This is a genomic window from Methylobacterium sp. FF17, from assembly GCF_025813715.1.
Classification (GTDB): domain Bacteria; phylum Pseudomonadota; class Alphaproteobacteria; order Rhizobiales; family Beijerinckiaceae; genus Methylobacterium; species Methylobacterium flocculans.
In genome coordinates, this window is record NZ_CP107532.1 from 859,967 (window position 1) to 881,751 (window position 21,785).

Annotated in this window: 21 protein-coding genes; 8 read left to right on the forward strand and 13 right to left on the reverse strand. The window is 70.8% G+C overall.

Annotation, left to right across the window (positions count from 1 at the left end; translation table 11 throughout):
- Positions 1 to 104 precede the first annotated feature (104 nt).
- The 3 genes from OF380_RS03870 (at position 105) to OF380_RS03880 (ending at position 2,267) form a co-directional block, all read left to right on the forward strand.
- A complete protein-coding gene (locus tag OF380_RS03870; protein ID WP_264051175.1) occupies positions 105 to 809 on the forward strand; it encodes a GntR family transcriptional regulator in 705 nt (234 codons plus the stop codon).
- Positions 810 to 909: 100 nt separating this feature from the next.
- The gene (locus OF380_RS03875) at positions 910 to 1,950 is read left to right on the forward strand and encodes an aldose epimerase family protein (protein WP_264049474.1); all 1,041 of its coding nucleotides are present in this window, start codon (positions 910 to 912) and stop codon (positions 1,948 to 1,950) included.
- A complete protein-coding gene (locus tag OF380_RS03880) occupies positions 1,947 to 2,267 on the forward strand; it encodes a YnfA family protein (RefSeq protein WP_264049475.1) in 321 nt (106 codons plus the stop codon). Before OF380_RS03875 ends, OF380_RS03880 begins: the two co-directional genes overlap by 4 nt.
- A 3-nt stretch (positions 2,268 to 2,270) precedes the next feature.
- On the opposite strand, the gene OF380_RS03885 is transcribed toward OF380_RS03880, so the two are convergent.
- The 5 genes from OF380_RS03885 to OF380_RS03905 form a co-directional block, all read right to left on the reverse strand.
- Positions 2,271 to 4,931: a DNA translocase FtsK gene (locus OF380_RS03885; RefSeq protein ID WP_264049476.1), complete on the reverse strand. Its 2,661-nt coding sequence runs from the start codon at positions 4,929 to 4,931 to the stop codon at positions 2,271 to 2,273.
- 595 nt (positions 4,932 to 5,526) lie between these two features.
- On the reverse strand, positions 5,527 to 7,032 hold the full coding sequence (locus tag OF380_RS03890; protein WP_264049477.1) for an ammonium transporter: 1,506 nt from the start codon (positions 7,030 to 7,032) through the stop codon (positions 5,527 to 5,529).
- A gap of 83 nt (positions 7,033 to 7,115) precedes the next feature.
- Complete coding sequence (locus OF380_RS03895) at positions 7,116 to 7,454, reverse strand: P-II family nitrogen regulator (protein ID WP_056179837.1); 339 nt, start codon at positions 7,452 to 7,454, stop codon at positions 7,116 to 7,118.
- 393 nt (positions 7,455 to 7,847) lie between these two features.
- Positions 7,848 to 8,726 (reverse strand): acyl-CoA thioesterase II, encoded by an 879-nt coding sequence (tesB, locus tag OF380_RS03900; protein WP_264049479.1) that lies wholly within the window; start codon positions 8,724 to 8,726, stop codon positions 7,848 to 7,850.
- A 143-nt stretch (positions 8,727 to 8,869) separates the two neighbouring features.
- Positions 8,870 to 9,475, reverse strand: a complete 606-nt coding sequence (locus OF380_RS03905; RefSeq protein WP_264049480.1) for a pyridoxamine 5'-phosphate oxidase family protein — start codon at positions 9,473 to 9,475, stop codon at positions 8,870 to 8,872.
- 192 nt (positions 9,476 to 9,667) lie between these two features.
- Here OF380_RS03905 and OF380_RS03910 point away from each other — a divergent pair, with 192 nt between their 5' ends.
- Positions 9,668 to 10,945 (forward strand): FAD-dependent monooxygenase, encoded by a 1,278-nt coding sequence (locus tag OF380_RS03910; protein WP_264049481.1) that lies wholly within the window; start codon positions 9,668 to 9,670, stop codon positions 10,943 to 10,945.
- Between the two features lie 135 nt (positions 10,946 to 11,080).
- Here OF380_RS03910 and ppa read toward each other — a convergent pair whose 3' ends face one another.
- The 3 genes from ppa to OF380_RS03925 form a co-directional block, all read right to left on the reverse strand.
- On the reverse strand, positions 11,081 to 11,629 hold the full coding sequence (gene ppa / locus OF380_RS03915) for an inorganic diphosphatase (RefSeq protein WP_264049482.1): 549 nt from the start codon (positions 11,627 to 11,629) through the stop codon (positions 11,081 to 11,083).
- Between the two features lie 124 nt (positions 11,630 to 11,753).
- Positions 11,754 to 12,083 carry a hypothetical protein gene (locus tag OF380_RS03920; protein ID WP_264049483.1) on the reverse strand — a complete coding sequence of 110 codons (330 nt, stop codon included), beginning with the start codon at positions 12,081 to 12,083 and terminating at the stop codon, positions 11,754 to 11,756.
- Positions 12,084 to 12,137: 54 nt separating this feature from the next.
- Positions 12,138 to 12,644, reverse strand: a complete 507-nt coding sequence (locus OF380_RS03925; protein ID WP_264049484.1) for a GNAT family N-acetyltransferase — start codon at positions 12,642 to 12,644, stop codon at positions 12,138 to 12,140.
- A gap of 224 nt (positions 12,645 to 12,868) precedes the next feature.
- Between OF380_RS03925 and OF380_RS03930 the strand changes: the two genes are divergently transcribed.
- A complete protein-coding gene (locus tag OF380_RS03930) occupies positions 12,869 to 13,594 on the forward strand; it encodes a fused DSP-PTPase phosphatase/NAD kinase-like protein (RefSeq protein ID WP_264049485.1) in 726 nt (241 codons plus the stop codon).
- A gap of 102 nt (positions 13,595 to 13,696) precedes the next feature.
- Here OF380_RS03930 and OF380_RS03935 read toward each other — a convergent pair whose 3' ends face one another.
- The 5 genes from OF380_RS03935 to OF380_RS03955 all read right to left on the reverse strand — a co-directional run bounded on the left by OF380_RS03935 (position 13,697) and on the right by OF380_RS03955 (position 17,539).
- Entirely contained in the window at positions 13,697 to 13,855 is a 159-nt protein-coding gene (locus OF380_RS03935) for a hypothetical protein (RefSeq protein ID WP_264049486.1), read from the reverse strand.
- Positions 13,856 to 14,079: 224 nt separating this feature from the next.
- Positions 14,080 to 14,280 carry a hypothetical protein gene (locus OF380_RS03940; protein ID WP_264049487.1) on the reverse strand — a complete coding sequence of 67 codons (201 nt, stop codon included), beginning with the start codon at positions 14,278 to 14,280 and terminating at the stop codon, positions 14,080 to 14,082.
- Between the two features lie 21 nt (positions 14,281 to 14,301).
- A complete protein-coding gene (gene oxlT / locus OF380_RS03945; protein ID WP_264049488.1) occupies positions 14,302 to 15,600 on the reverse strand; it encodes an oxalate/formate MFS antiporter in 1,299 nt (432 codons plus the stop codon).
- Positions 15,601 to 15,899: 299 nt separating this feature from the next.
- The gene (locus tag OF380_RS03950; protein WP_264051176.1) at positions 15,900 to 16,757 is read right to left on the reverse strand and encodes a prephenate dehydratase; all 858 of its coding nucleotides are present in this window, start codon (positions 16,755 to 16,757) and stop codon (positions 15,900 to 15,902) included.
- Between the two features lie 38 nt (positions 16,758 to 16,795).
- On the reverse strand, positions 16,796 to 17,539 hold the full coding sequence (locus tag OF380_RS03955; RefSeq protein ID WP_264049489.1) for a 3-deoxy-manno-octulosonate cytidylyltransferase: 744 nt from the start codon (positions 17,537 to 17,539) through the stop codon (positions 16,796 to 16,798).
- 335 nt (positions 17,540 to 17,874) lie between these two features.
- On the opposite strand from OF380_RS03955, the gene OF380_RS03960 reads away from it, so the two are divergent.
- The 3 genes from OF380_RS03960 (at position 17,875) to OF380_RS03970 (ending at position 21,762) form a co-directional block, all read left to right on the forward strand.
- The gene (locus tag OF380_RS03960) at positions 17,875 to 18,750 is read left to right on the forward strand and encodes a c-type cytochrome (RefSeq protein ID WP_264049490.1); all 876 of its coding nucleotides are present in this window, start codon (positions 17,875 to 17,877) and stop codon (positions 18,748 to 18,750) included.
- A gap of 345 nt (positions 18,751 to 19,095) precedes the next feature.
- Positions 19,096 to 20,826 carry a putative bifunctional diguanylate cyclase/phosphodiesterase gene (locus OF380_RS03965; protein WP_404810534.1) on the forward strand — a complete coding sequence of 577 codons (1,731 nt, stop codon included), beginning with the start codon at positions 19,096 to 19,098 and terminating at the stop codon, positions 20,824 to 20,826.
- Positions 20,827 to 20,856: 30 nt separating this feature from the next.
- On the forward strand, positions 20,857 to 21,762 hold the full coding sequence (locus OF380_RS03970; protein ID WP_264049491.1) for a BLUF domain-containing protein: 906 nt from the start codon (positions 20,857 to 20,859) through the stop codon (positions 21,760 to 21,762).
- Positions 21,763 to 21,785: the final 23 nt, after the last annotated feature.

Below are 21,785 nucleotides of genomic sequence, written 5' to 3' on the forward strand. Positions count from 1 at the left end.
CGCGCTCGGGAAATCGGACGGGACACGACAATCGCGAGGCGGGGTCCGCGCTGGGCGACCGCCCCTCCGTGCTGTCCCTGCTGCGGCTGCGCGGCGATACCGCGATGCCGCTCTATCGTCAGATCGAGGAGCAACTGCGCGCGCTGATCCTGTCGGGCTCGCTGCCGCCCGGGGTCATCCTGCCGGCGGAGCGCCAGCTGGCCGATCGCCTCGGCGTCAGCCGCGTCACGGTCCAGCGCGCCTACGCGGAACTGCGCGACGACGACCTGCTGGTGCCCCGGGGGCGTTCGGGGTTCCTGGTCCGCCGCCACCCCGAGCCGGTGCGGCCGGGCATGGATCGCCTGAAGGGGTTCACGGAGGAGATGCGGGAACTGGGAAAGATCCCGTCCTCGCGCATTCTGGAGCGGGTGGTGGCGCAGGACCGCTCGATCGCCTCGATCTTCGGAATGCCCTCGACGGCGCCGTTCCTGCGGCTGACGCGCGTGCGCTCCGGTGACGGCGTCCCGATGTCCCGCGAGGTCGCCTGGTACAACATCCGGGCCGTCCCGGCCCTGGAGACCGGCGACCTCTCGGGCTCCGTCTACGCCTTCCTCGCCCAGCAGGAGGGCGGTCGGCTGGTGCGCTGCGACCAGACCGTGGAGGCGACCCTGCCGACCACGGCGGAATGCGAGATCTTCGGTTTCGAGACGCCGCTTCCCTGCCTGCTGATCAAGCGGCACAGCTACAACCAGAACGGCGCCATGATCGAGTACGTGGAAGGCCTGTTCCGGGGGGACGCCTACCGGTACAGGCTGAACCTCAGCACCTGACGGCGACCGGGCGGGCGCGAGGAGACGCGGCCATCGGCCCGAGGGGACCGAGCCTCGCCCCGCGCGTTGGTGCGGCGCGACGCTCAGGAGAATCGGACCCATGCAGGCTGCGCCCTTCGGCCGGACCCGGACGGGGGAGGCCGTGACCGCCTACACCCTCGCGCACGGCACCCTGCGGGTCGAGATCCTCGATTACGGCGGGATCGTCCGGCGGATCGAGGCGCCGGACCGGGCGGGCCGGGTCGCGAACGTCGTGCTCGGCGCGGCGGATCTCCCCGGCTACGAGGCCAGCGACGCGCATTTCGGCGCGATCATCGGGCGCTACGCCAACCGCATCGCCGGCGGACGCTTCCACCTCGACGGCCGGGATTTCCAATTGCCGGCGAACGAGGGCCGCAACACCATGCATGGCGGTCCGGAGGGCTTCGACCGCCGGGTCTGGCGGGTGGCGGAGGCCGGGGCCGACCGCCTCGTGCTCGCCTACCGCTCCCCGGACGGGGAGCAGGGTTTCCCGGGCAACCTCGACGTCACCGTCACCTACCGCCTGGAGGCGGAGGGTACGCTCGCCATCGACTACGCCGCCGTCACCGACCGGCCGACTCCCCTCAACCTGACCAACCACAGCTACGTCAATCTCGCCGGCGAGGACGCGGGCGACGTGCTCGGCCACGTGGTCCGCATCGCGGCCGATGCCGTGCTGGCGACCGATGCCGAGCAGATCCCGACCGGCGCGCTCGCGCCCGTGGCCGGCACGCCCTTCGACTTCCGAAACCCGACCGCCCTCGGGGCGCGCATCCGCGCGGCGCACCCGCAGCTCGCCCTGGCGCATGGCTACGACCACACCTACGTGCTCGGCGGCGACGGGACCCTGCGGGCGGTGGCCTGGGCCCGCGACCCGACGAGCGGACGCTGCCTCACCGTGGCGACGACGCAGCCCGGGCTGCAGCTCTACACCGCCAATATGCTCGACGGGACGGTGACGGGATCGGGCGGCGGGCTCTACCGGGCGGGCGATGCGGTCTGCTTCGAGGCGCAGGGCTTCCCGGACGCGCCGAACCATCTGGGATTCCCCAACACGGTGCTGCGCCCGGACGAGGCGTTCCGGGCCACCACCACCTACCGGTTCTCGGTCGAACCATGACGCTCGCCGTCTACGCCGCCGCCGCGCTGGCGGAGATCGGCGGCTGCTTCGCCTTCTGGGCCTGGGCGCGCCTCGGGCGCTCGGCCTTGTGGCTCCTGCCGGGCCTCGTGGCGCTCGCCCTCTTCGCCGGCCTCCTCACCCGCGTCGAGAGCGCGGCGGCGGGCCGGGCCTACGCGGCCTATGGCGGGGTCTACATCGCCGCGTCGCTGCTCTGGCTCTGGCTGGTGGAGGGCGCGCGACCCGACCGCTGGGACCTGAGCGGCGCCGCGATCTGCCTCGCCGGCGCGGCCCTCATCCTGTATGGGCCGCGCGGCTGATCCTCAGGCCTGGTCCGCCTCGATCAGGATCTCGCGCTTGCCGGCATGGTTGGCCGGGCCGACGATGCCCTCGATCTCCATCTTCTCCATCAGCGAGGCGGCGCGGTTGTAGCCGATCTGGAGCCGGCGCTGGATGTAGGAAGTCGAGGCCTTCTTGTCGCGCAGCACCACCTGGACGGCCTGGTTGTAGAGGTCGCCCCCGGCCTCGCCGAACTGGCCCTGGTCGAAGACCGCGCCGTCCACCTCGATCTCGTCCGACGCGCCCTTGCCCGGCGAACCGCCCTCCTCGTCGGCCGTGACGGCCTCGAGATAGGAGGGCCGGCCCTGGCGCTTGAGGTGGGCGACCACGCTTTCCACCTCGGTATCGGAGCAGAACGGCCCGTGCACGCGGGTGGTGCGCCCGCCGCCGGCCATGAACAGCATGTCGCCCTGGCCCAGCAGCTGCTCGGCGCCCATCTCGCCGAGGATCGTGCGGCTGTCGATCTTGCTCGTCACCTGGAAGGAGATCCGGGTCGGGAAGTTCGCCTTGATCGTGCCCGTGATGACGTCGACGGACGGGCGCTGCGTCGCCATGATCAGGTGGATGCCGGCCGCGCGCGCCATCTGGGCCAGACGCTGGATCGCGCCCTCGATGTCCTTGCCCGCCACCATCATCAGGTCGGCCATCTCGTCGACCACGATCACGATGTAGGGGAGCGGGGACAGGTCCATCTCCTCGGTCTCGTAGACCGCCTCGCCGGTCTCGCGGTCGAAGCCCGTCTGCACGGTCCGGGTCAGGATCTCGCCGCGCCCGCGCGCTTCCGCCAGCCGCGCGTTGAAGCCGTCGATGTTGCGCACACCGACCTTCGACATCTTCTTGTAGCGCTCCTCCATCTCGCGCACGGCCCATTTCAGGGCGATGACCGCCTTCTTGGGGTCCGTGACCACGGGCGAGAGCAGGTGCGGGATGCCGTCGTAGACGGAGAGCTCCAGCATCTTCGGGTCCACCATGATCAGGCGGCACTCCTCCGGCTTCATCCGGTAGAGCAGCGACAGGATCATGGTGTTGATCGCCACCGACTTGCCCGAGCCCGTGGTGCCGGCGACCAGCAGGTGGGGCATCTTGGCGAGATCGGCGATGATCGGCTCGCCACCGATGTTCTTGCCGAGACACAGGGCGAGGCTCTGCTTCGTCTCGGCGAAGTCGGCGGACGCCAGCAACTCGCGGAGATACACGGTTTCGCGCCGGGCGTTGGGCAGCTCGATGCCGATGGCGTTGCGGCCGGGCACCACGGCGACGCGGGCCGAGACCGCCGACATCGAGCGGGCGATGTCGTCGGCGAGGGAGATCACGCGGCTCGACTTGGTGCCGGGGGCCGGCTCCAGTTCGTAGAGGGTGACCACGGGGCCCGGGCGCACCGCGAGGATGTCGCCGCGCACGCCGAAATCGCTGAGCGTGGCTTCGAGCAGGGTGGCGTTCTGCTCCAGGGCCTCCGACGAGATCTGGGCGGAGGCCGGCAGGCGCGGGGCGTCGGCGAGCAGTTCCAGGGCGGGGTGGCGGTAATCCGTCCGGTCCTGCGGCGGGGGCGGCGCCGCCCGGCGGGTCGCGGCGGGCGCCGGGGGGGCCGGCGGCGGCGCGACGCGCGAGCGCGCAGGCGCCGGGGCCTCGCTCGGCATCGGCCCGCCATGCCCGTCCGCGTCGTCGGCATCCTCGTCGTCATGCACGACGGGCGCGGGGCGGCGCGGCTGCGCCGAGGGCGCGGCCTCGAAGACCGGCTCGCGCCGGCCATCGGACGGGCCGGCGCCGGCGGCGGGGCTCTGCGTCGCCCAGGGAGCATCCTCGGGGGCCGCGAAGGCGCGCTGCGCGGCGAGCGCCGGCGAGGCGCCGGAATAAGCGAGCGCGGTCGCGGCGGCGGCCCGGTCGGCGCGCCAATCGTCGATGCGGGCGGCGAGCGCGGCACGGCCGCCCATCACCGCCTGCGCCATGGCGCCGAGGGAGACGATGCCGAGGCTCGGCTCGTCGTCCTCCTCGCGCCCGTCCCGGTTGTCGGGGCGTCCGCGTCCGCTGGGGCGGACCGGCACGGGCGGCGCGTCGTAGCTCTCCATCTCCTCATCGGCCTCGCCGACGCGGCAGGCCCCGGTGAGGCACAGGATGGCGACGCCCGCGAACAGGAAGCCCGCGAAGGCGAGGAGCGGCGTGGCGACGATGCCGAGCATCGTGCGGGCGGCGTGCATCAGGGCATCGCCCGCGACCCCGCCGAGCCCGGTGGGCAGGGGCCAGCGCGCCGTGGAGGGCAGCGCGCTCGCCACCGCGCTCGCGGCGAAGAAGCCGATGATCCACAGGGTCAGGCGCAGGCCCCCGCGCGGCAGGGCCCGCGAGCGCATCAGCTGGATGCCCCAGAGGGCGGGCGGCAGCACGAAGGCCAGGGATCCGAGCCCGAGGAGTTGCATCGCCAGGTCGGAGACCACGGCCCCGCCGGTGCCGAGCACGTTGTGGGCCGCGTGGTCGGTGGCGTGGTTGAGGCTCGGGTCGTCGATCGACCACGTCGCCAGGGCGACCGTCAGCGCGGTGGCACCGGCAAACAGCACGAGACCGCCCAACTCCGTCATCCGCTTGGCCAGGAACGGGCGAAAGCTGTCGACGAAGGTGTCGTAGGGCGATGCAGAACGGCGAAGCGAGCGCATGCGGAACCAGACGCAATAAGGAACTGTCCGGTAACGCTAACGTCCGTGAAGTTAACGGCTGGCTAAGGTTGATACGGCGTCGGGTTGATCACCTCGGTCGTCGCGCTCGCTGTCTGCTGCCTCTCCTTCGGGAGAGACTTCGTGGTGGGGTGTTGTCCATCTCCGGAAAACGCACGCACCTCACCCTGTCCCTCTCCTTCCAGGAGAGGGGACCCGCGGGCCCCCCGAGCGGTGGGGCCGGCGAGAGCCCTCCGGGAGAACTATGGGATGCGCGCCATCCCGGTTCGGTCGTGCAGCGCCAACGCGCTCCCTCTCCTGAAAGGAGAGGGTTGGGGTGAGGTGTGGTCCACTCGCGGAGAATCCGCATACCTCACCGTCTCCTGAAGAGGACGGAACCCGCACCACCACCCGAGCGATTCGGTTCGAAACCGAATGAGACTTTGCGCATCCGCGCGAAGCCCACCGGGCCGCCACCGCGGGCGGGCTTCTGGCCGGAACGACGGCGCCAGCGCCATGACCGAGCGGCGCGCAAGAAAAAGGCCCCGGTCGTGGACCGGGGCCTTCCTTCAGGACATCCGACTGCGTGTCGCGGGTGTCAGTAGTTGTAGGCGCGCTCGCCGTGATCGGCGATGTCGAGGCCCTCGCGCTCCTCGTCCTGGGTCACGCGCAGGCCGATGGCGAGATCGACGAGCTTGTACAGGATGGCGGAGCCGATGCCGGACCACAGGATGGTGAAGCCGACCGCCTTGAGCTGGCTCAGCACGGCAGCGGACGTCTCGTAGGCACCCACCGCGAGTTCGCCGGGCTTCGAGGTGTAGTCGGGCAGGCCGACGCCGCCGAAGTCGGGGTTCACGAGGAGACCGGTGCCGATGGCACCCAGGATGCCGCCGATGCAGTGCACGCCGAAGACGTCGAGGGAGTCGTCGTAGCCGAGCGCGTTCTTCACCGTGGAGCACATGATGAAGCAGACGGCGCCGGCGACGAGGCCGAGGACGATCGAGCCCATCGGGCCGGCGAAACCGGCGGCCGGGGTGACGGCCACGAGGCCCGCGATGGCGCCCGAGAGCATGCCGAGCAGCGAGGGCTTGCCCTTCAGCATCCACTCCACGAACAGCCAGGAGAGGGCGGCGGCGGCGGTGGCGACGAAGGTGTTGAGCATCGCCATGGCGGCGGTGCCGTTGGACTCGAGGTTCGAGCCGGCGTTGAAGCCGAACCAGCCGACCCAGAGCAGCGAGGCGCCGATCGAGGTCATGGTCAGGGAGTGCGGGGCGAGCAGGTCACGGCCGTAGCCGATGCGCTTGCCGAGCATGAGGCAGCCGACGAAGCCGGCGATGCCCGCATTGATGTGCACCACGGTGCCGCCGGCGAAGTCGAGGGCGCCCCACTTGAAGAGCAGGCCGGCATCGGCGTTCACCGCGTCGAGGGCCGCCTGCGCGGTCGCCTTCGAGGCATCGTCGGTGGCGGCGGCCAGCGCCTTGGCGGCGTCGCCGACCACGTCCGGGCCGCCCCAGTACCAGACCATGTGCGCCATCGGGAAGTAGATCAGCGTGGTCCAGAGGATCATGAACACGACCAGCGCCGAGAACTTCATCCGCTCGGCGAAGGCGCCGACGATGAGGGCCGGGGTGATCATCGCGAACGTCATCTGGAAGCAGATGTAGACGTATTCGGGGATCACGACGCCGTTCGAGAAGGTGGCGACGGTGGAGTTCGCGTCGATGCCCTTGAGGAAGGCCTTCGAGAAGCCGCCGACGAAGTCGTTGAGGCCGCCGCCGTTGGTGAAGGCGAGGCTGTAGCCGAAGATCACGAACAGCAGGGAGGAGATGCAGGCGATGGCGAAGACCTGCGTCAGCACCGAGAGCATGTTCTTGGTGCGCACGAGACCGCCGTAGAACAGGGCGAGGCCGGGCACGACCATCAGCAGCACCAGGGCGCTGGAGATGAGCATCCAGGCGGTATCGCCCTTGTTCGGGACGGGCGCGGCGCTGGCGGCCGCAGGCACGGCCTGGGTCGTCGGCGTCTGCGCGAGGGATGGCTCGATGAACAGGAGCGCCAGCGCGGCGCCTCCCAGCCCGAGCGCCAGGGCATTGCGAAGCTTCATGGAAACGGGACTCCCGGTCGCGGTGGGATGCTGATGTGGAAGGAGGGTGTGCTGGGGTCGGACTCGTGCGGGCGGGGATCGCCTCAGAGGGCGTCCACGTCGGTCTCGCCCGTGCGGATGCGGACGGCCTTCTCCAGGGGGACGACGAAGATCTTGCCGTCGCCGATCTGGCCGGTGCGCGCGGCGGCGGCGATGGCGTCGATGACGCTGCCGGTCAGGTCGGAGGCGACAGCGACCTCGATCTTCAGCTTGGGCAGGAAGCTGACGGCGTACTCGGCGCCGCGATAGATCTCGGTATGGCCCTTCTGGCGGCCGTAGCCCTTGACCTCGGTGACGGTGAGGCCGTGAACGCCGATGCCGGTGAGCGCGTCGCGGACCTCCTCCAGCTTGAACGGCTTGATGATGGCCATCACGATTTTCATGGGCGACGCCCCCTTCGGCTGACGGGTGAACTGGCTTTGGACGAACTGGGCTCGGGGACCCGAGCGGGACGAACGGCCCCCGTCCGGTGCGCTCTGCGTCGCGACACGGTCGATGGCCGGTGCACCCGGATCCCTTCGGACCCGTGCGCTCGGCCTCGTTATTCAAGGACTATGCCAGCAGGAACTTTCTTGCGTCCCGGCGTTCTGCCCAAGAAATGTCCCGGGCCTGTCGCGCGACGCGGCGGTTTTGCCGCCAAGTTTGCCGTCCAGACGAGCATATTGTCCATAAGTTGGGCAAAATGCCTGGACGAACGCGGGTCGAGGCCCGTTCGCGCATGTCATTCGACGTCCGCGCACAGTCGCGCGGCGGGCCGAGATCGGCGACGCGCCGGCTCAGCCCTCGGCGCGCCGGGGACGGATCATGCCTTCCTGGGCGACCGAGGCGACGAGACGACCGTCCCGCGTGAAGATCTGGCCGCGCGCGAAGCCGCGTGCGCCCTCCGCGCTCGGACTGTCCTGGGCGTAGAGCAGCCACTCGTCGGCCCGGAACGGGCGGTGGAACCAGAGGGCGTGGTCGAGGCTGGCGGACTGGATCTCGGGATCGAACACGGTCTGCCCGTGCGGGACCAGGGTGGCGTCCAGCAGCGTCATGTCGGAGGCATAGGCCAACACCGTCCGGTGGATCGCCGGATCGTCCGGCAGGCGGTCCACGGCGCGCATCCAGACGTGGAAGCGCGGCTCGCGCGGGGCGCGCCGGAGGTAGCGCTCGATCTCGACGGGGCGCAGCTCGATGGGCCGGGTCCGGCCGAAATAGGACAGGATCGGCGCGGGAACGCTGAGTCCGAGCCGCGCGGCCTCGGCGGTGGCGGCGGGCGCCTCGGGGACGTCCTCGGGGGGCGGCACCACGGGCATCGCCGCCGCATGCGAGGCCCCGTCTTCCGCGTCGTGATAGGAGACCGACATCGCGAAGATGGGCCGGTCGTGCTGGTGCGCCACCACCCGGCGGGTGCTGAAGCTGCGCCCGTCGCGGATGCGCTCCACCACGTAGTCGATGGGCGCCTTGGGGTCGCCGCCGAGGAGGAAATAGGCGTGCAGGGAATGCGGCGGACGGGTCTCCGGCACCGTGCGCGAGGCCGCCACCAGGGCCTGCGCCACCACCTGACCGCCGAACACCCGGAACCAGCCCGTCTGCAGGCTCGTCCCCCGGAACCGGTCCGCCTCGAGGGGTTCGAGGTCGAGGATGTCGAGGAGTTCGGTGACGATGCCTGCCATGCGGACTTCCTGCCAGATCGGGTGCCGACGGGCGGCGCGTGGGATCCTTCACATGTGAACCATCGCGAAGGCAAGGTGGCGGCGATGCCCCCTCGGGGCCCGGTTTCCGCCGCCGGCTGAGGGCCGTGAGGCCGAGAACTCCGTCAGTACAGCGTGGCCTTGATGTGCTCCGGCAGCACCCGGTCGTAGGCGTCGCCGTCGAAGCTGCCGTCGCTCAGGCGCTGGTGCATCGCCCCCGGGCTGGGGAGCGCCGCCCGCTCGACGTGGCGCGCCGGATCCCAGAGTCCGGACCGGATGGCGGCCTTGGCGCAGTGGAAGTACACGGACTCGATATCGACCCGGATGACGGATCGCGGCGGCTTCCCCTCGACCGCGAAGGACGCGAGCAGGTCGGGCTCGAGGGAGATCGAGGCCCGGCCATTGACCCGCAGGGTCTCGCCGATCCCGGGCACCAGGAACAGGAGCGAGACCCGAGGATCGGTGACGATGTTCCTCAGGTTGTCGATGCGGTTGTTGCCGCGCCGGTCTGGAATCGCGAGGGTTCGCGGATCGAGGATCCGGACGAATCCCGGCGCATCGCCCTTCGGCGAGCAATCCGTCCCGTCCGGGCCCACGGACGACATGACGACGAAGGGCGATGCCGTGACGAAGGCCTGGTAATCCGCGTTCAGGTACGTGATTTCCTTGCGCATGGCGCGCTCCGGGGGCTGTCCGTAGACCGCCTCCAGCTCGTCGATCGTCGTCGGCATCGGCCTCTCCACAATCCAGGCGTGCACCCGTAGGCCTTGGATGCGGTCCTTGTAAATCGCCACACCCGCGCGCGGAAGCGCCGCCGCACCCGCGCGGAAGCGCCGCCGGACCGGAAGCGGGGCTGACGCGTTGCTCCCGCGCGCCGGGAGTGGCACTCCGGCGCCGACAGCGGAAGCGGCGGGATTCGGGTCATGAGCGAAGCAGTGCGGCGGGCGAGCCAGCGCAACGTGGTCGTGGCCGGGGCGGGCATTCCCGGCCTGACCCTCGCCCTCGCGCTGGCCCAGGCGAACGGACCCGCCCTGCGGGTGACCCTGTGCGATCCGGGCCTCGCGGCCGGGGCGGCCCGCCATGCCGGGCGCGCCTACGCGGTAGCCGCCGGGGGCCGGCGCATGTTCGAGCGCCTCGGCATCTGGGAGGCCGTACGCGGGGCCGCCCAGCCCATCCGCGACATGGTTGTGAGCGACAGCCGCCTCGCCGACCCGGTGCGCCCGGTCTTCCTCACCTTCGCGCAGGATTCGGATTCGGACGCGACGGCGGACCGGGACGACGCCCCCTTCGCCCATATGGTGGAGGCGGAACCCCTGGTCGCCGCCCTGCTGGCGGCGGCGCGGGCCGCCGGCATCGTGTTCGAGGCCCACGGCATCGTCGAGGCGGTGCCGGAGGCGCGGGCGACCCGCATCGTCCTCGACGACCGGCGATCTTTCGATGCGGCGCTCCTCGTGGCCGCCGACGGTGCACGCTCGCGCCTGCGCGAGGCCGCCAAGATCGGTTGGGTCGGCTGGTCCTATCCGCAGATGGGGCTGGTCGCCACGATCGGGCACGCGCGCGACCATGGTGGCCGGGCCTACGAGCACTTCCTGCCGAGCGGCCCCTTCGCGATCCTGCCGCTGGTGGATGGGGGCGCCCTCGGCCACCGCTCCTCCATCGTCTGGACGGAGCGGGCGGCCGACGTGCCGGCCCTGACCGGCGGAGGTCCGGAGGAGACGCTGAGGGAGATCGAGCGGCGCTTCGGCCTCAACCTCGGGGAGCTCGTCCTGGAGCGGGGGCCGAGCGCGCATCCCCTCGCCTTCGGGCTCGCCCGCAGCTATTGCGCCGAGCGCCTGGCCCTGCTCGGCGACGCGGCGCACGTGATCCATCCCATCGCCGGCCAGGGCCTGAACCTCGGCCTGGCGGGAGCCGCCGCCCTGGCGGAGGCGGTGACGGACGCCCTGCGCCTCGGCCTCGATCCGGGCAGCCGCGACGTGCTGCTTCGCTACGAGCGCGCGCGCCGGTTCGACACCCTGGCGATGGGCGCGATGACGGACGGGCTGAACCGCCTGTTCTCCAACGACGTGCTGCCCCTGCGGCTCGCCCGCGACCTCGGCCTCGGCCTCGTGGACCGGCTGCCCGCCCTCAAGCGCCTGTTCATCGGCGAAGCGGCGGCCGCGCGCGGTTCGCTGCCCCGCCTCCTGCGGGGCGAGGCGCTCTGAAACGATGCGGCGAACCCGCCCGTCCGGGAAGGTTCGCCGCCGCATGAGCCCCGGTGAGGGGATCGCCGGATCGGTCGTGAAGGCTGACTCGGCCCTGTGGGCCGACTCGGCCGGTGGGCTGTCTCGGCCTTGTGCTTACTTGCCCTTGCTGGCCTTGTGAGCCTTCTCGCGCTCGATGCCTTCGAGGATCAGGCGGTGGGCCTCGTCCTTGCCGCCCCAGCGCTTGATCTTGACCCACTTGCCGGGCTCCAGATCCTTGTAGTGCTCGAAGAAGTGCTGGATCTGGTGGATCGTGATGTCGGGCAGGTCGGTGTAGTCCTCGATGCGGTCGTAGCGCATCGTGAGGTGGCGCGAGGGCACCGCGATGATCTTCTCGTCCTCGCCGGAATTGTCCTCCATCACGAGGACGCCGATCGGACGGGCGCTGATGATCGCGCCGGGCGCGATGGCGCGGGTGTTGGCCACCAGCACGTCGCAGGGGTCGCCGTCGCCCGACAGGGTGTGCGGGATGAAGCCGTAATTGCCCGGATAATGCATCGCGGTGTAGAGGAAACGGTCGACCACGAGGGCGCCGGCTTCCTTGTCCATCTCGTACTTGATCGGGTCGCCGCCGATCGGCACCTCGATGATGACGTTGACGTCGTCCGGCGGGTTCTTGCCGATCGAGACAGCATCGATGATCATGTCTTAAGCTCCGGAGGTCTGGGCGCTACAGTCCCGCTGTGGCGTCTCTTACGGCCCTTCCGCCCGGAAGGGAATCGCCCCCTCGGTGGGGGCGCTACGTATGCACGGAAATGTCGGGGTCGCCCTAAGCGTCGTTGCCGGGTCCGAAGCGCCGGCGCCATGCCGCGACAACCTTCGCCCAGGTCCGCTCGACCCAGCGCGCCGCGTGCTCCAGGGGCACCTTCAGGGCCGGCACGTCCTGGCTCAGCAGCGCGAGCCCCACCGGCAGCATCCACAGGCCGAGCACGGGCAGGATCGCGAAGACGCCGCCGAGGATGAACAGCAGCGCGGCGCCGAGGCGGACCCAGAACCGCGAGGGCTCGCGCAGCCAGTCGAGCGCCCGCCGCAGCCCGTCCGGCAGCTTCGCGCTGAGCGCGTCGACGCGTCTGTCCCAATCCTGCGCGGTGACATTCATGGTGGCGTCAATGCCGAACCGACGGCCGGGGTTCCCCCGCCCCGTCGGCGGGGATCAGCCGAACCGGTAGCCGACCTTCGGCAGGACCGCCCCGGTCCAGCGATCCACCGAGCGCGCGGCCTCGACCCCGCCGAGTCCCGTATAGAAGGCGCGGGCCCGCTCGTTCTCCTCCAGCGCCCAGACGCCGATGACGGGCAGGCCGTGGTCGGCGAGGTCGTTGCGCAGGGCCCGGAACAGGCGCCGGCCGAGGCCCAGCCCCTGGTGGTCCGGACGGATGTAGAGTTCGTCGATCTCGCCCGAGGTCTGGAGCAGGCCGCCGCGGGTGGGCCCGTAGACCGCGTAGCCCACCACGGCGTCACCGGTCTCGACCACCACGAGGGGCCGGCTGCGCTGGGTGGCGCCGAGCCACCATTGCGGGCTGCGCTGCGAGATCGCCCGCTCGAGGGCGACGCCCGGGATGATCCCGCGATAGGCCTCGCGCCAGGTCTCGTCGAACAGGTCGGCCAGGGGGTCCGCGTCGTCCGCTCGGGCGCGGCGGATGCTGATGGTGCTCGTACGCATGACGGATCCCCGCGCTGGAAGAAACGAATGACGGCTCGCATCGATGTCGGGCCGGATCGGACGATACGATCCGGGCGAAGACAAGGCGGAGAGCCAACGCAAGGTCGGTGCCGAAGGGTCCGTGACGCGGGAGACGTGGCGTGTCCGACGCCTCCGGTTTGCCGCGACGGCGGCCCGCTGGTAGAGGCGGACCCATCCTCACGAGCCCCGGTTCCGACGCCCCCGTGTTCAAGCGCCACCTCACCTCCGAGATCCGCGACGCGCGCCGCATGGCGCGGATCGCCCTCTTCGAGCGGCCGATCGCCGGTCCGGTCTCGCGGGTGCGGGCCTGGGCCAACATGCTGCTGGTGGATCACGGGGTGTTCCGCCTCGCCTACCTGAACCGCCACCGGGTCGGTCAGGGCAAGATCTGGCGCTCGGCCCAGCCGACGCCGCACCAGCTGGCCTGGTTCAAGCGGCAGGGCGTGCGCACGGTGATCTCCCTGCGCGGCGGGCGCGAGCACGGCTCCTGGCCCCTGCAGCGCGAGGCCTGCGAACGGCAGGGCCTGACCCTGGTGGAATTCGTGCTGCGCTCGCGGGAGGCGCCCTCGCGGGAGACGATCCTAGCGGCGCGGGACTTCTTCGCGGGCATCGCCTACCCGGCGATGATGCATTGCAAGTCGGGGGCGGACCGGGCCGGGCTCGCCGCCGCGCTCTACCTGATCCTGCACGAGAACCGGCCGGTGGCCGAGGCGATGGGCCAGCTCTCGGCGCGCTACGGCCATTTCCGGTTCGCCAAGACCGGCATCCTCGACGCGTTCTTCGCGCTCTACCTGCGCGAGGGCGAGGCGAAGGGCCTCGACTTCCTGACCTGGGTGGAGACCGAGTACGACCCGGAGGCGCTCAAGCGCGGGTTCCGCGCCGGCTTCTGGTCGGACCTCGTGGTGGACCGGCTGATCCGGCGGGAATAGCGCACGGAAAAGCCCGCCTCGGCGGGAACCGGGCGGGCGGATCGGGACGGGCCAGGGGCGGAGGAGCCAGGTTCGAACGAGCCAGGCCCCTGCCGAGAGGCGTCAGGCGGCGATGCGTGCGGCCGACGGGGCGTTCTCGTTGCCTGCGATGAAGCGGCCGGAGCTCGAGAGCGGGCCGTTCTTCGGCGTCAGCGCGTTCGCGGCGACGAAGACCAGCGAGACGTTCAGGGCGACGGCGGCAAGGACGAGAAGAGCGATCATCGGACGGTGTCCCGGTGCAAGTGCGATGACCCGGATATGGCACCGCACCATTGTCATTGGTATACCAAATTCTACACACCAGTCATGCGGCGGCGTCGGGTCTCGTGCCGTCGCGGGCCGTATTCGCCCGACCGCCCGGCGATGCCGGAGTGGCTCGGGCGCGCCGGGGACATGGGGAATGCGGCCCCCTCTCCCACCCACCGCACCGCACCGCAGGGCACGGATCAGTCCAGCGTCAGCGCCTCGGTGATCGCGCGGAGGTCGGCGGGCGCCATGGCGGCGTCCCCCACCACGGCGATCAGGGTCAGCACGAGACCGAGGGCACTGAGGTAGAGGACCGCGAAGAGGTCGCGGTTCTCGCTCCGGGCGAAGACGAGCCCGGCGAAGGGCAGGCTCTGCAGGGCGAGTGTGGTGGAGAGGATCATGGGGGCCTCGAACCGGTTCGGTCAGGCGAGCTGGGCCGGGCGGACCACGGCGGGCTCGGCCTCCCTGTCCTCCGCCAAGTCCTCTGCGAGGTAGCGCCCGCGCAGGGGTTTGAGCACGAACAGCGCCAGGATCGCCGCCACCACGTTCAGGACGATGATGATCGTGAACACGGCCGACCAGCCGTAGGCCGCCGAGATCATGCTGGCGATGGGGACGAGGAACGAGGCGGTGCCCTTCGCGGTATAGAGGAGCCCGGCATTGGTGGTGGCGAACTTCGAGCCGAAGGTGTCGCCGCAGGTGGCCGGGAACAGCGAGTAGATCTCGCCGAACACCCCGAAATAGATCGCCGTGGCGAAGACGAAGACCAGCGGATGCGTGCCGTAGGTCAGCAGCAGGACGATCGCCGCCGCTGCGATCGAGAAGGCGAGGAACATGGTGTTCTCGCGGCCGAGATTGTCCGAGACGTAGCCGAAGAAGGGCCGGCCGAAGCCGTCGAAGATCCGGTCCAGCGAGATCGCGAAGGTGAGTGCGGCCATCTGCAGGCCGAACAGGCTCACGGGTACGTCCGCCACCTTGAAGTCGTGGGCGATGGGGGCGATCTGCGCCGCCGCCATGAGGCCGCCCGAGGCGACCATCACGAAGATCGCGTACATCAGCCAGAACACGGGGGTGCGCACCACCTCGCGGGGCGTGCGGTCGACCTTGGCCTGGGGCAGGCGCAGGGTCTTGCGCTGCACCGGCACCGCCCGCGAAGGCTTGCGCAGCAGGAAGGAGAGCGCGACCACGACCGCGCCCTGGCCGAGACCGAAGACCAGGAAGGCGTCCTGGTAGCCGCTGGTGGCGATCATCTTCGCGATCGGGATGACGGTGACGGCGGCGCCCGCCCCGAAGCCCGCCGCCGTGGCGCCGGCGGCGAGACCGCGCCGGTCCGGGAACCACTTCAGGGCGTTGCCGACGCAGGTGCCGTAGACCGAACCGGCACCGATGCCGCCGACGACGGCGGCGCCGTAGAGCAGCGCCAGGGAATCGGCATGCGCGTTGATGAACCAGGCGAGCGCGATCATCACGCCGCCGAAGCAGACCACGATGCGCGGGCCGTAGCGGTCCACGAACCAGGCCTCCACCGGGACGAGCCAGGTCTCGGTGGCGACGAAGATGGTGAAGGCGAACTGGATCGCCGCGCGGCCCCAGTGATACCGCGCGTCGATGGGGTCGACGAAGAGGGTCCAGCCGTATTGGAGGTTGGCGATCATGGCCATGCAGAGCACGCCGAAGCCGAGCTGCCACCATTTGGCGGACGGTGAGTCCTGACGTTCCATCCCGGTATCCTTCTCGATCGGTTGTTCGGCACCGACCGGGACAGCATGCATCAAATTTCTTTGTATGCAATATACCAGGGATGAGAATGCGCCCCCGGACGTGCAGGCCGCGAACATGGCACCAGCTGGGGTCCGGACCCGGCACGATGGTGCAACGCCCGCGCGGGCGTTCGGGCTCACGCTGACCTCGGAATTTCCGGTCGGACCCCGGCGCCCGGACGGACGGACGCTCTCGACCGCGCACGCGAAGGCGCCCGCGGGCGCCGGAATCCGAAGACGGGAGGGCCGACGCCCCGGGCCTACTCGGCCGCGACGCGGCTCGCCTCGCGGTAGGGATGCGCCGGGTAGGTGCCGATGATGCGGACCTCCCGCGAGAAGAAGCCGAGTTCGGCGAGCGCGCGGGCGAGGCCCGGCTCCTCGGGATGGCCGTCGACCTCCGCGTAGAACTGGGTCGCGGAGAACTGGCCCTCGACCATGTAGCTCTCGAGCTTCGACATGTTCACGCCGTTGGTGGCAAAGCCCCCCAGCGCCTTGTAGAGGGCCGCCGGGATGTTGCGGACCCGGAAGATGAAGCTCGTGACGACGGCGGCCGCATCCGGCCGGACCGGTTCGGGCTCGGGCGCGAACACCACGAAGCGCGTGGTGTTGTGGCTCTCGTCCTCGACGTCGCGGGCGAGGATCTCAAGGCCGTAGACCTCGGCCGCCAGGGCGGGCGCCAGGGCGCCCCGGCTCGGGTCGCCGGCCTCCGCCACCTCGCGGGCGGCCCCGGCGGTGTCGCCCGCCACCACGGCCCGCAAGCCGAGGCGCCGGATGATCTTGCGGCACTGCCCCAGCGCGTGGACGTGGCTGTGCACGCTGGTCAGGGCCTGAACGGGGGTGCCCGGCAGGGCCATGAGCTGGAAATGGATCGGCAGGAAGTGCTCGGCCACGATGTGCAGGCCCGAGGTCGGGATGAGGTGGTGGATGTCCGCGACGCGGCCGGCGATCGAGTTCTCGATGGGGATCATCGCGCGGTCGGCGCGCCCCTCCTTCACCGCCGCGAAGGCGTCCTCGAAGGTCGGGCAGGGCAGCGAGGTCCAGTCCGGATAGGCCTGGGCGCAGAGGATGTGGGAATTCGCGCCGGGCTCGCCCTGATAGGAGATGGTGCGCGGGGACAGGCTGCCCTGGGACATGGACGATCGGTCTTTCCGGGAACTCAGTTCAGGCGGCGGGCCGTCAGGATGGCGCGGGCGCGCTCGAGGTCGGCGGGGGTGTCGACGCCGAGGGGCAGGTCGTCCACCACGATCGCGTCGATGCGCATGCCGGCCTCCAGGGCGCGCAGCTGCTCCAGCTTCTCGCGGGTCTCCAGCTCGCCCGGCGGCAGGGCCATGAAGCGCGCCAGCGACTTCCGGCGATACGCGTAGAGGCCGATGTGGTGGTAGAGCGGCCCCTCCCCCCAGGGCGCCTCGGCCCGGGTGAAGTAGAGGGCGCGCAGGCGCCGGGTGCCGACGCTGTGGCCGACGAGCTTGACCACGTTGGGGTCGCGCCGCTCGGCCTCGTGGGTGATGACGGCGCAGAGTGTGGCGATGTCCACCGTCCGGTCGGCCAGCGGCAGGATCGCGGCGCCGATGATGCCCGGATCGATGGTGGGCAGGTCCCCCTGGACGTTCACGACGACGTCGTGCTTGCCCTGCGGGTCGATGATCTCCAGGGCTTCGGCGAGGCGGTCGGAGCCCGAGGGGTGGTCGACCCGGGTCAGCACCGCGAGGCCGCCCACGGCCTCCACGGCCTCCACGATGGCGGGCGTGTCGGTGGCCACCACCACCGGTCCGATGCCGGCCTCGACGGCGCGGCGCCAGACATGGACGATCATGGGTTCGCCGGCCAGATCCGCCATCGGCTTGTTCGGCAGCCGAGTCGCGGCCATGCGGGCGGGGATGAGGACGAGGGGATCGGACATCGCTCTGGGGCCCTGCTCCGGTTTGGCCGGTGCTTAACAGCCGCGATCCGGGTTGTCATGCCGGCTCGTCTCGCCGGCTCGTCTGGCGGGGTCGGCTCGCGACGCGTGAGGGCGCCGCCTGGAACCCGATCGCGGCGCGCGCGTCGAAGGGAAGTGAGGGAACGCGGCGACACCCGCCGCTCTGTGACGACGCGACCCCCCACTCCGCCATTGTCAAGGTCGGGCTCCGGCGGCTATGCACCCTCGACCGTTTCCAAAGTCCGGCCGGATTCAGGCGCCGGACTTCGCCCTGAACCCCTTCCCCCCTCAGGCCGGCCGCACCGGAGTTGTCGAGAATGGACTCTTTCGAGCTGAACAAGGTCGCGGGTGCCGCGCTCGGCGCGCTGCTGTTCGCCGTGGGGTCGGGCTTCGTCGCCGAGCTGATCTACCATCCCAAACCGCCGGGCAAGGCGGGCTATGCCCTGCCGGAGCCGCAGGCCAAGGCCGGCGCCGCCGCCGCGCCGGTGGCCGAGGCGGAGCCCCTGCCGATCCGGCTGGCCAGCGCCACGGTCGACAAGGGCCAGGCGGCCGCCAAGAAGTGCACCTCCTGCCACAGCTTCGAGAAGGGCGGCCCGAACAAGGTCGGCCCGCACCTCTGGGGCGTCGTGGAGCGCCAGAAGGCCCATGAGAGCGGCTTCGAGTATTCGGCGGCCCTGAAGGAGAAGGGCGGCACCTGGACCTACGACGATCTCGACCACTTCCTGACCAGCCCCAAGGGCTACGCGGCGGGCACCAAGATGGCCTTCGCCGGCATCTCCTCGCCGGCCGAGCGCGCCGACGTGATCCTGTATCTCCACAGCCTCGCCGACACCCCGGCCCCGCTCCCGGCCGCCGAGAAGAAGGCCGAGGCCAAGCCTGCAGATGCCAAGCCTGCGGAGAACAAGCCCGCCGCCGAGAAGCCCGCCGACGCCAAGCCGAAGCCGGATTCGAAGCCCGCCGCCGAGGTCCGGCGCGAGGAGACGCCGAAGGGCGGCAACGCCGACAAGCCCGTCGAGGACCAGAAGCCCGAGGTCAACGTGCCCGGCACGGCGGCCAAGCCCACGGTCGCGGGCGAGGAGGCCAACAAGCCGGCGTCCGTGAAGCCGGCCGACGACACCCCGATCCAGGCCGCCCCGTCCGCGCCCGCCGCCCCGGCCACCACCGTGCCGGCCGAGAAGCCCGCGCAGCCGTAAGCTTCAATTCCCTGACGAGAACACGAGGCCGGGCATTGCCCGGCCTCTTTTCGTTCGGGCCCGCCGAGACGAGGCCGGGAGCCGGGGCAGAGGTTTGAGCCCGGGCAGGCTATGGACCCGGACGCGCTTCGGGGCAGGCCGGGAAACCCTCACCGCCCGGATTAACATAGGACAGGGAAAGCTCCGCGAAACACCAAGAAATCTTCGACGGCAGGCACGACATCCTGCGACCGAGATTCAAATGCTTTCCGGGGTGCAGCGCTTAGTAGAAATTTAGTTGTTGCGAGGCACAAACTCCCGAACTCGGCTAAGGCGATTTTGGCCAGGGCAGTGGATGTCTTCGAAATGGCCGCACCCCTCCGCAATCAGCTTGAGACGTCCCTCCGGGAGGCCATCGAGATCGATGCCGGACCGATGGCGGGCATTCCGGTCCGCGGCGCCGGCCTGCTGCCCTACCTCGACGAGATGCGCCACGGCCTCCTGCTGATCGACGAGCGCGGGCGCGTCGTTCTCGCCTCCGGGCAGACCCTGCGCCTCATCGGCCGCGAGGCCGTCCCGATCGCGGAAGGCTCCTCCCTGCGGCAGGTCCTGAAGGTCATCCGGAACCACGCCGGGGACAGGTGGATGGAGGTGCGGGCCCGGCTCCCGCGCTCCTTCACCCAGCAGGCCTCCAGCACGTTCGAGGTGGCGCTGCCGGGGCACCTCCTGGAGGTCCACCTGCAACCGGTGGCGGGCGGCCGCTGGGCCATCGCGTTCGAGGACGTCACCGTGCGCCGGGCCGCCGAGGTCCAGGCCGAGGAGATGGCCCGCCAGGATCCGCTCACCGGCCTGCCCAACCGCCTCCTGCTGCACGAGCGTCTTCGGGAAGCCCTGAGCCGTCTGCACCGGACGAACGAGGGCTGCGCGATCCTGCTGATCGATCTCGATCGCTTCAAGCCGATCAACGATACCCTGGGCCACCCCATGGGGGACGCCCTCCTGAAGAAGGTCGCGGACCGCCTCCGCTCGACCGTGCGGCTCACCGACACGGTGGCGCGGATCGGGGGCGACGAGTTCGTCATCCTGCAGACCGGGATTCGCGGGGGCGCCGATACGCAGGTGCTGGCCCGCCGCATCGTCGACCTCGTCGGCCGGACCTACATGGTCGAGGGGCAGCTCCTCACCATCGGCGCCAGCGTCGGGGTGGCGCTCGCGCCGACCGACGGCGACGATGCCGACCGGCTCCTCAAGAACGCCGACCTCGCGCTCTACCGCTCCAAGCTCGACGGACGGGGCACCTATCGCTTCTTCGAGCCGGAGATGGACGCGCGCATGCAGGCGCGGCGCCGGCTCGAACTCGACATGCGCCAGGCCCTGGCCCGCCGCGAGTTCTCCCTGCACTACCAGCCGCAGCTGCAGCTGGAGGGCAATCGCCTCGTCGGCTGCGAGGCGCTGATCCGCTGGCAGCACCCGACGCGCGGGATGGTCTCGCCCCTCGACTTCATCCCGCTGGCCGAAGAGATCGGCCTCATCGTGCCCATCGGCGAATGGGTGATGCGCCAGGCCTGCCGCGACGCGGCGACCTGGCCCGACCCGCTCTCCGTCGCGGTGAACGTCTCGCCCGCGCAGTTCAAGAGCGAGCGCCTGGTCGAGATGGTGATGTCGGCCCTCGCCGCCTCCGGCCTCGCCGCCACCCGCCTCGAGGTGGAGATCACCGAAGGTGTCCTCCTGAACGAGAGCGAGAAGACCCTGCAGACCCTGCACCGCCTGCGCGAGCTCGGCGTGCGGGTGTCGATGGACGATTTCGGGACCGGCTACTCGTCCCTCAGCTACCTGCGCTCGTTCCCCTTCGACAAGATCAAGATCGACCGTTCCTTCGTGAACGACCTCTCGGGCAAGCGGGACGGCGAGGCGATCATCCGCGCCATCGCGGGCCTCGGCCGCAGCCTCGGCATGACCACGGTCGCGGAGGGCGTCGAGACGGCCGACCAGCTGGACCGGATCCGGGCGGAGGGCTGCACCGACGTGCAGGGCTACCTCATCAGCAAACCCATCCCGGCCTCGGACGTCCTGGCCTTCCTGACCGCCGACCGCTGACCCGTATCGCGCTTCCCCGGAGCATCCGTCGTGAGTGACCTGTACCGCCTCGTCTACGCGAGCAAGAACCTCCTCCAGGGATCGGAGGCCGAGATCGCCCATGCGGTCTCGCAGATCCTCGCCGCGTCCCAGCGCAACAACACCCGGGTCGACGTGACCGGCGCCCTGATGTTCAACGCGGGCGCGTTCGCGCAGGTGCTGGAAGGCCCCCAGCAGGGGGTCGAGAGCACCTTCGAGCGCATCCAGTGCGATCCGCGCCACGGCGACGTGACGGTCCTGCAATGCGGCCCGGCCGAGGGCCGGAGCTTCACGAACTGGTCCATGGCCTTCGTCGGGCAATCCGATGCCGGCCGCACGCGCTGGGAGGGGATCGCGTCCGAGAGCGGTTTCGACCTGACGCGCCTCGACGGCGACGCCGTGTTCGCCATGCTGCACGAACTCGTGCTCGACGAGGAAGGCCTCCCCGCCCCCGCGGCCGTCGCCGTGGATCTTCCCGCGAAGGCCGACACGGCGGGCGCCGGGATGGACGTGGCGCGCGTTCGCGCGGAGCTGCCGCAACCCGGCCAGGTCCTGCAGGCGCGGCACGGCGCGGAAGCCAAGCCGGCCCCCGCGCCGGCACCCGCCCCCGAGACATCCCGGAACGACGCCGCCCCCGCGCCGAGGCCCGATGCGGTGCTCGGCGTCCTGCGGACCGCCCTCGCCCAGGAACGCCAACTGACGACCGACCTGCGCAACGCGCTGGATGAGCTGCGCATCACGCTCGCCGTCCAGGAGGAACGCCTCGAGACCATGCAGCACGAGCGCGACCTCTGGGCGAAGCGCGCGCAGTTGCTGGCGACCGCCATGAGCCAGGAGGCGAGCGCGCTTCCGGTCCGCGCCCCGGAGCGGGACGCCACCCCGAGCCACCCGGCCGGCTCCATCCGAGCCGTCGCCTGAGGCGGGTTCGGAACCGCCCGGCT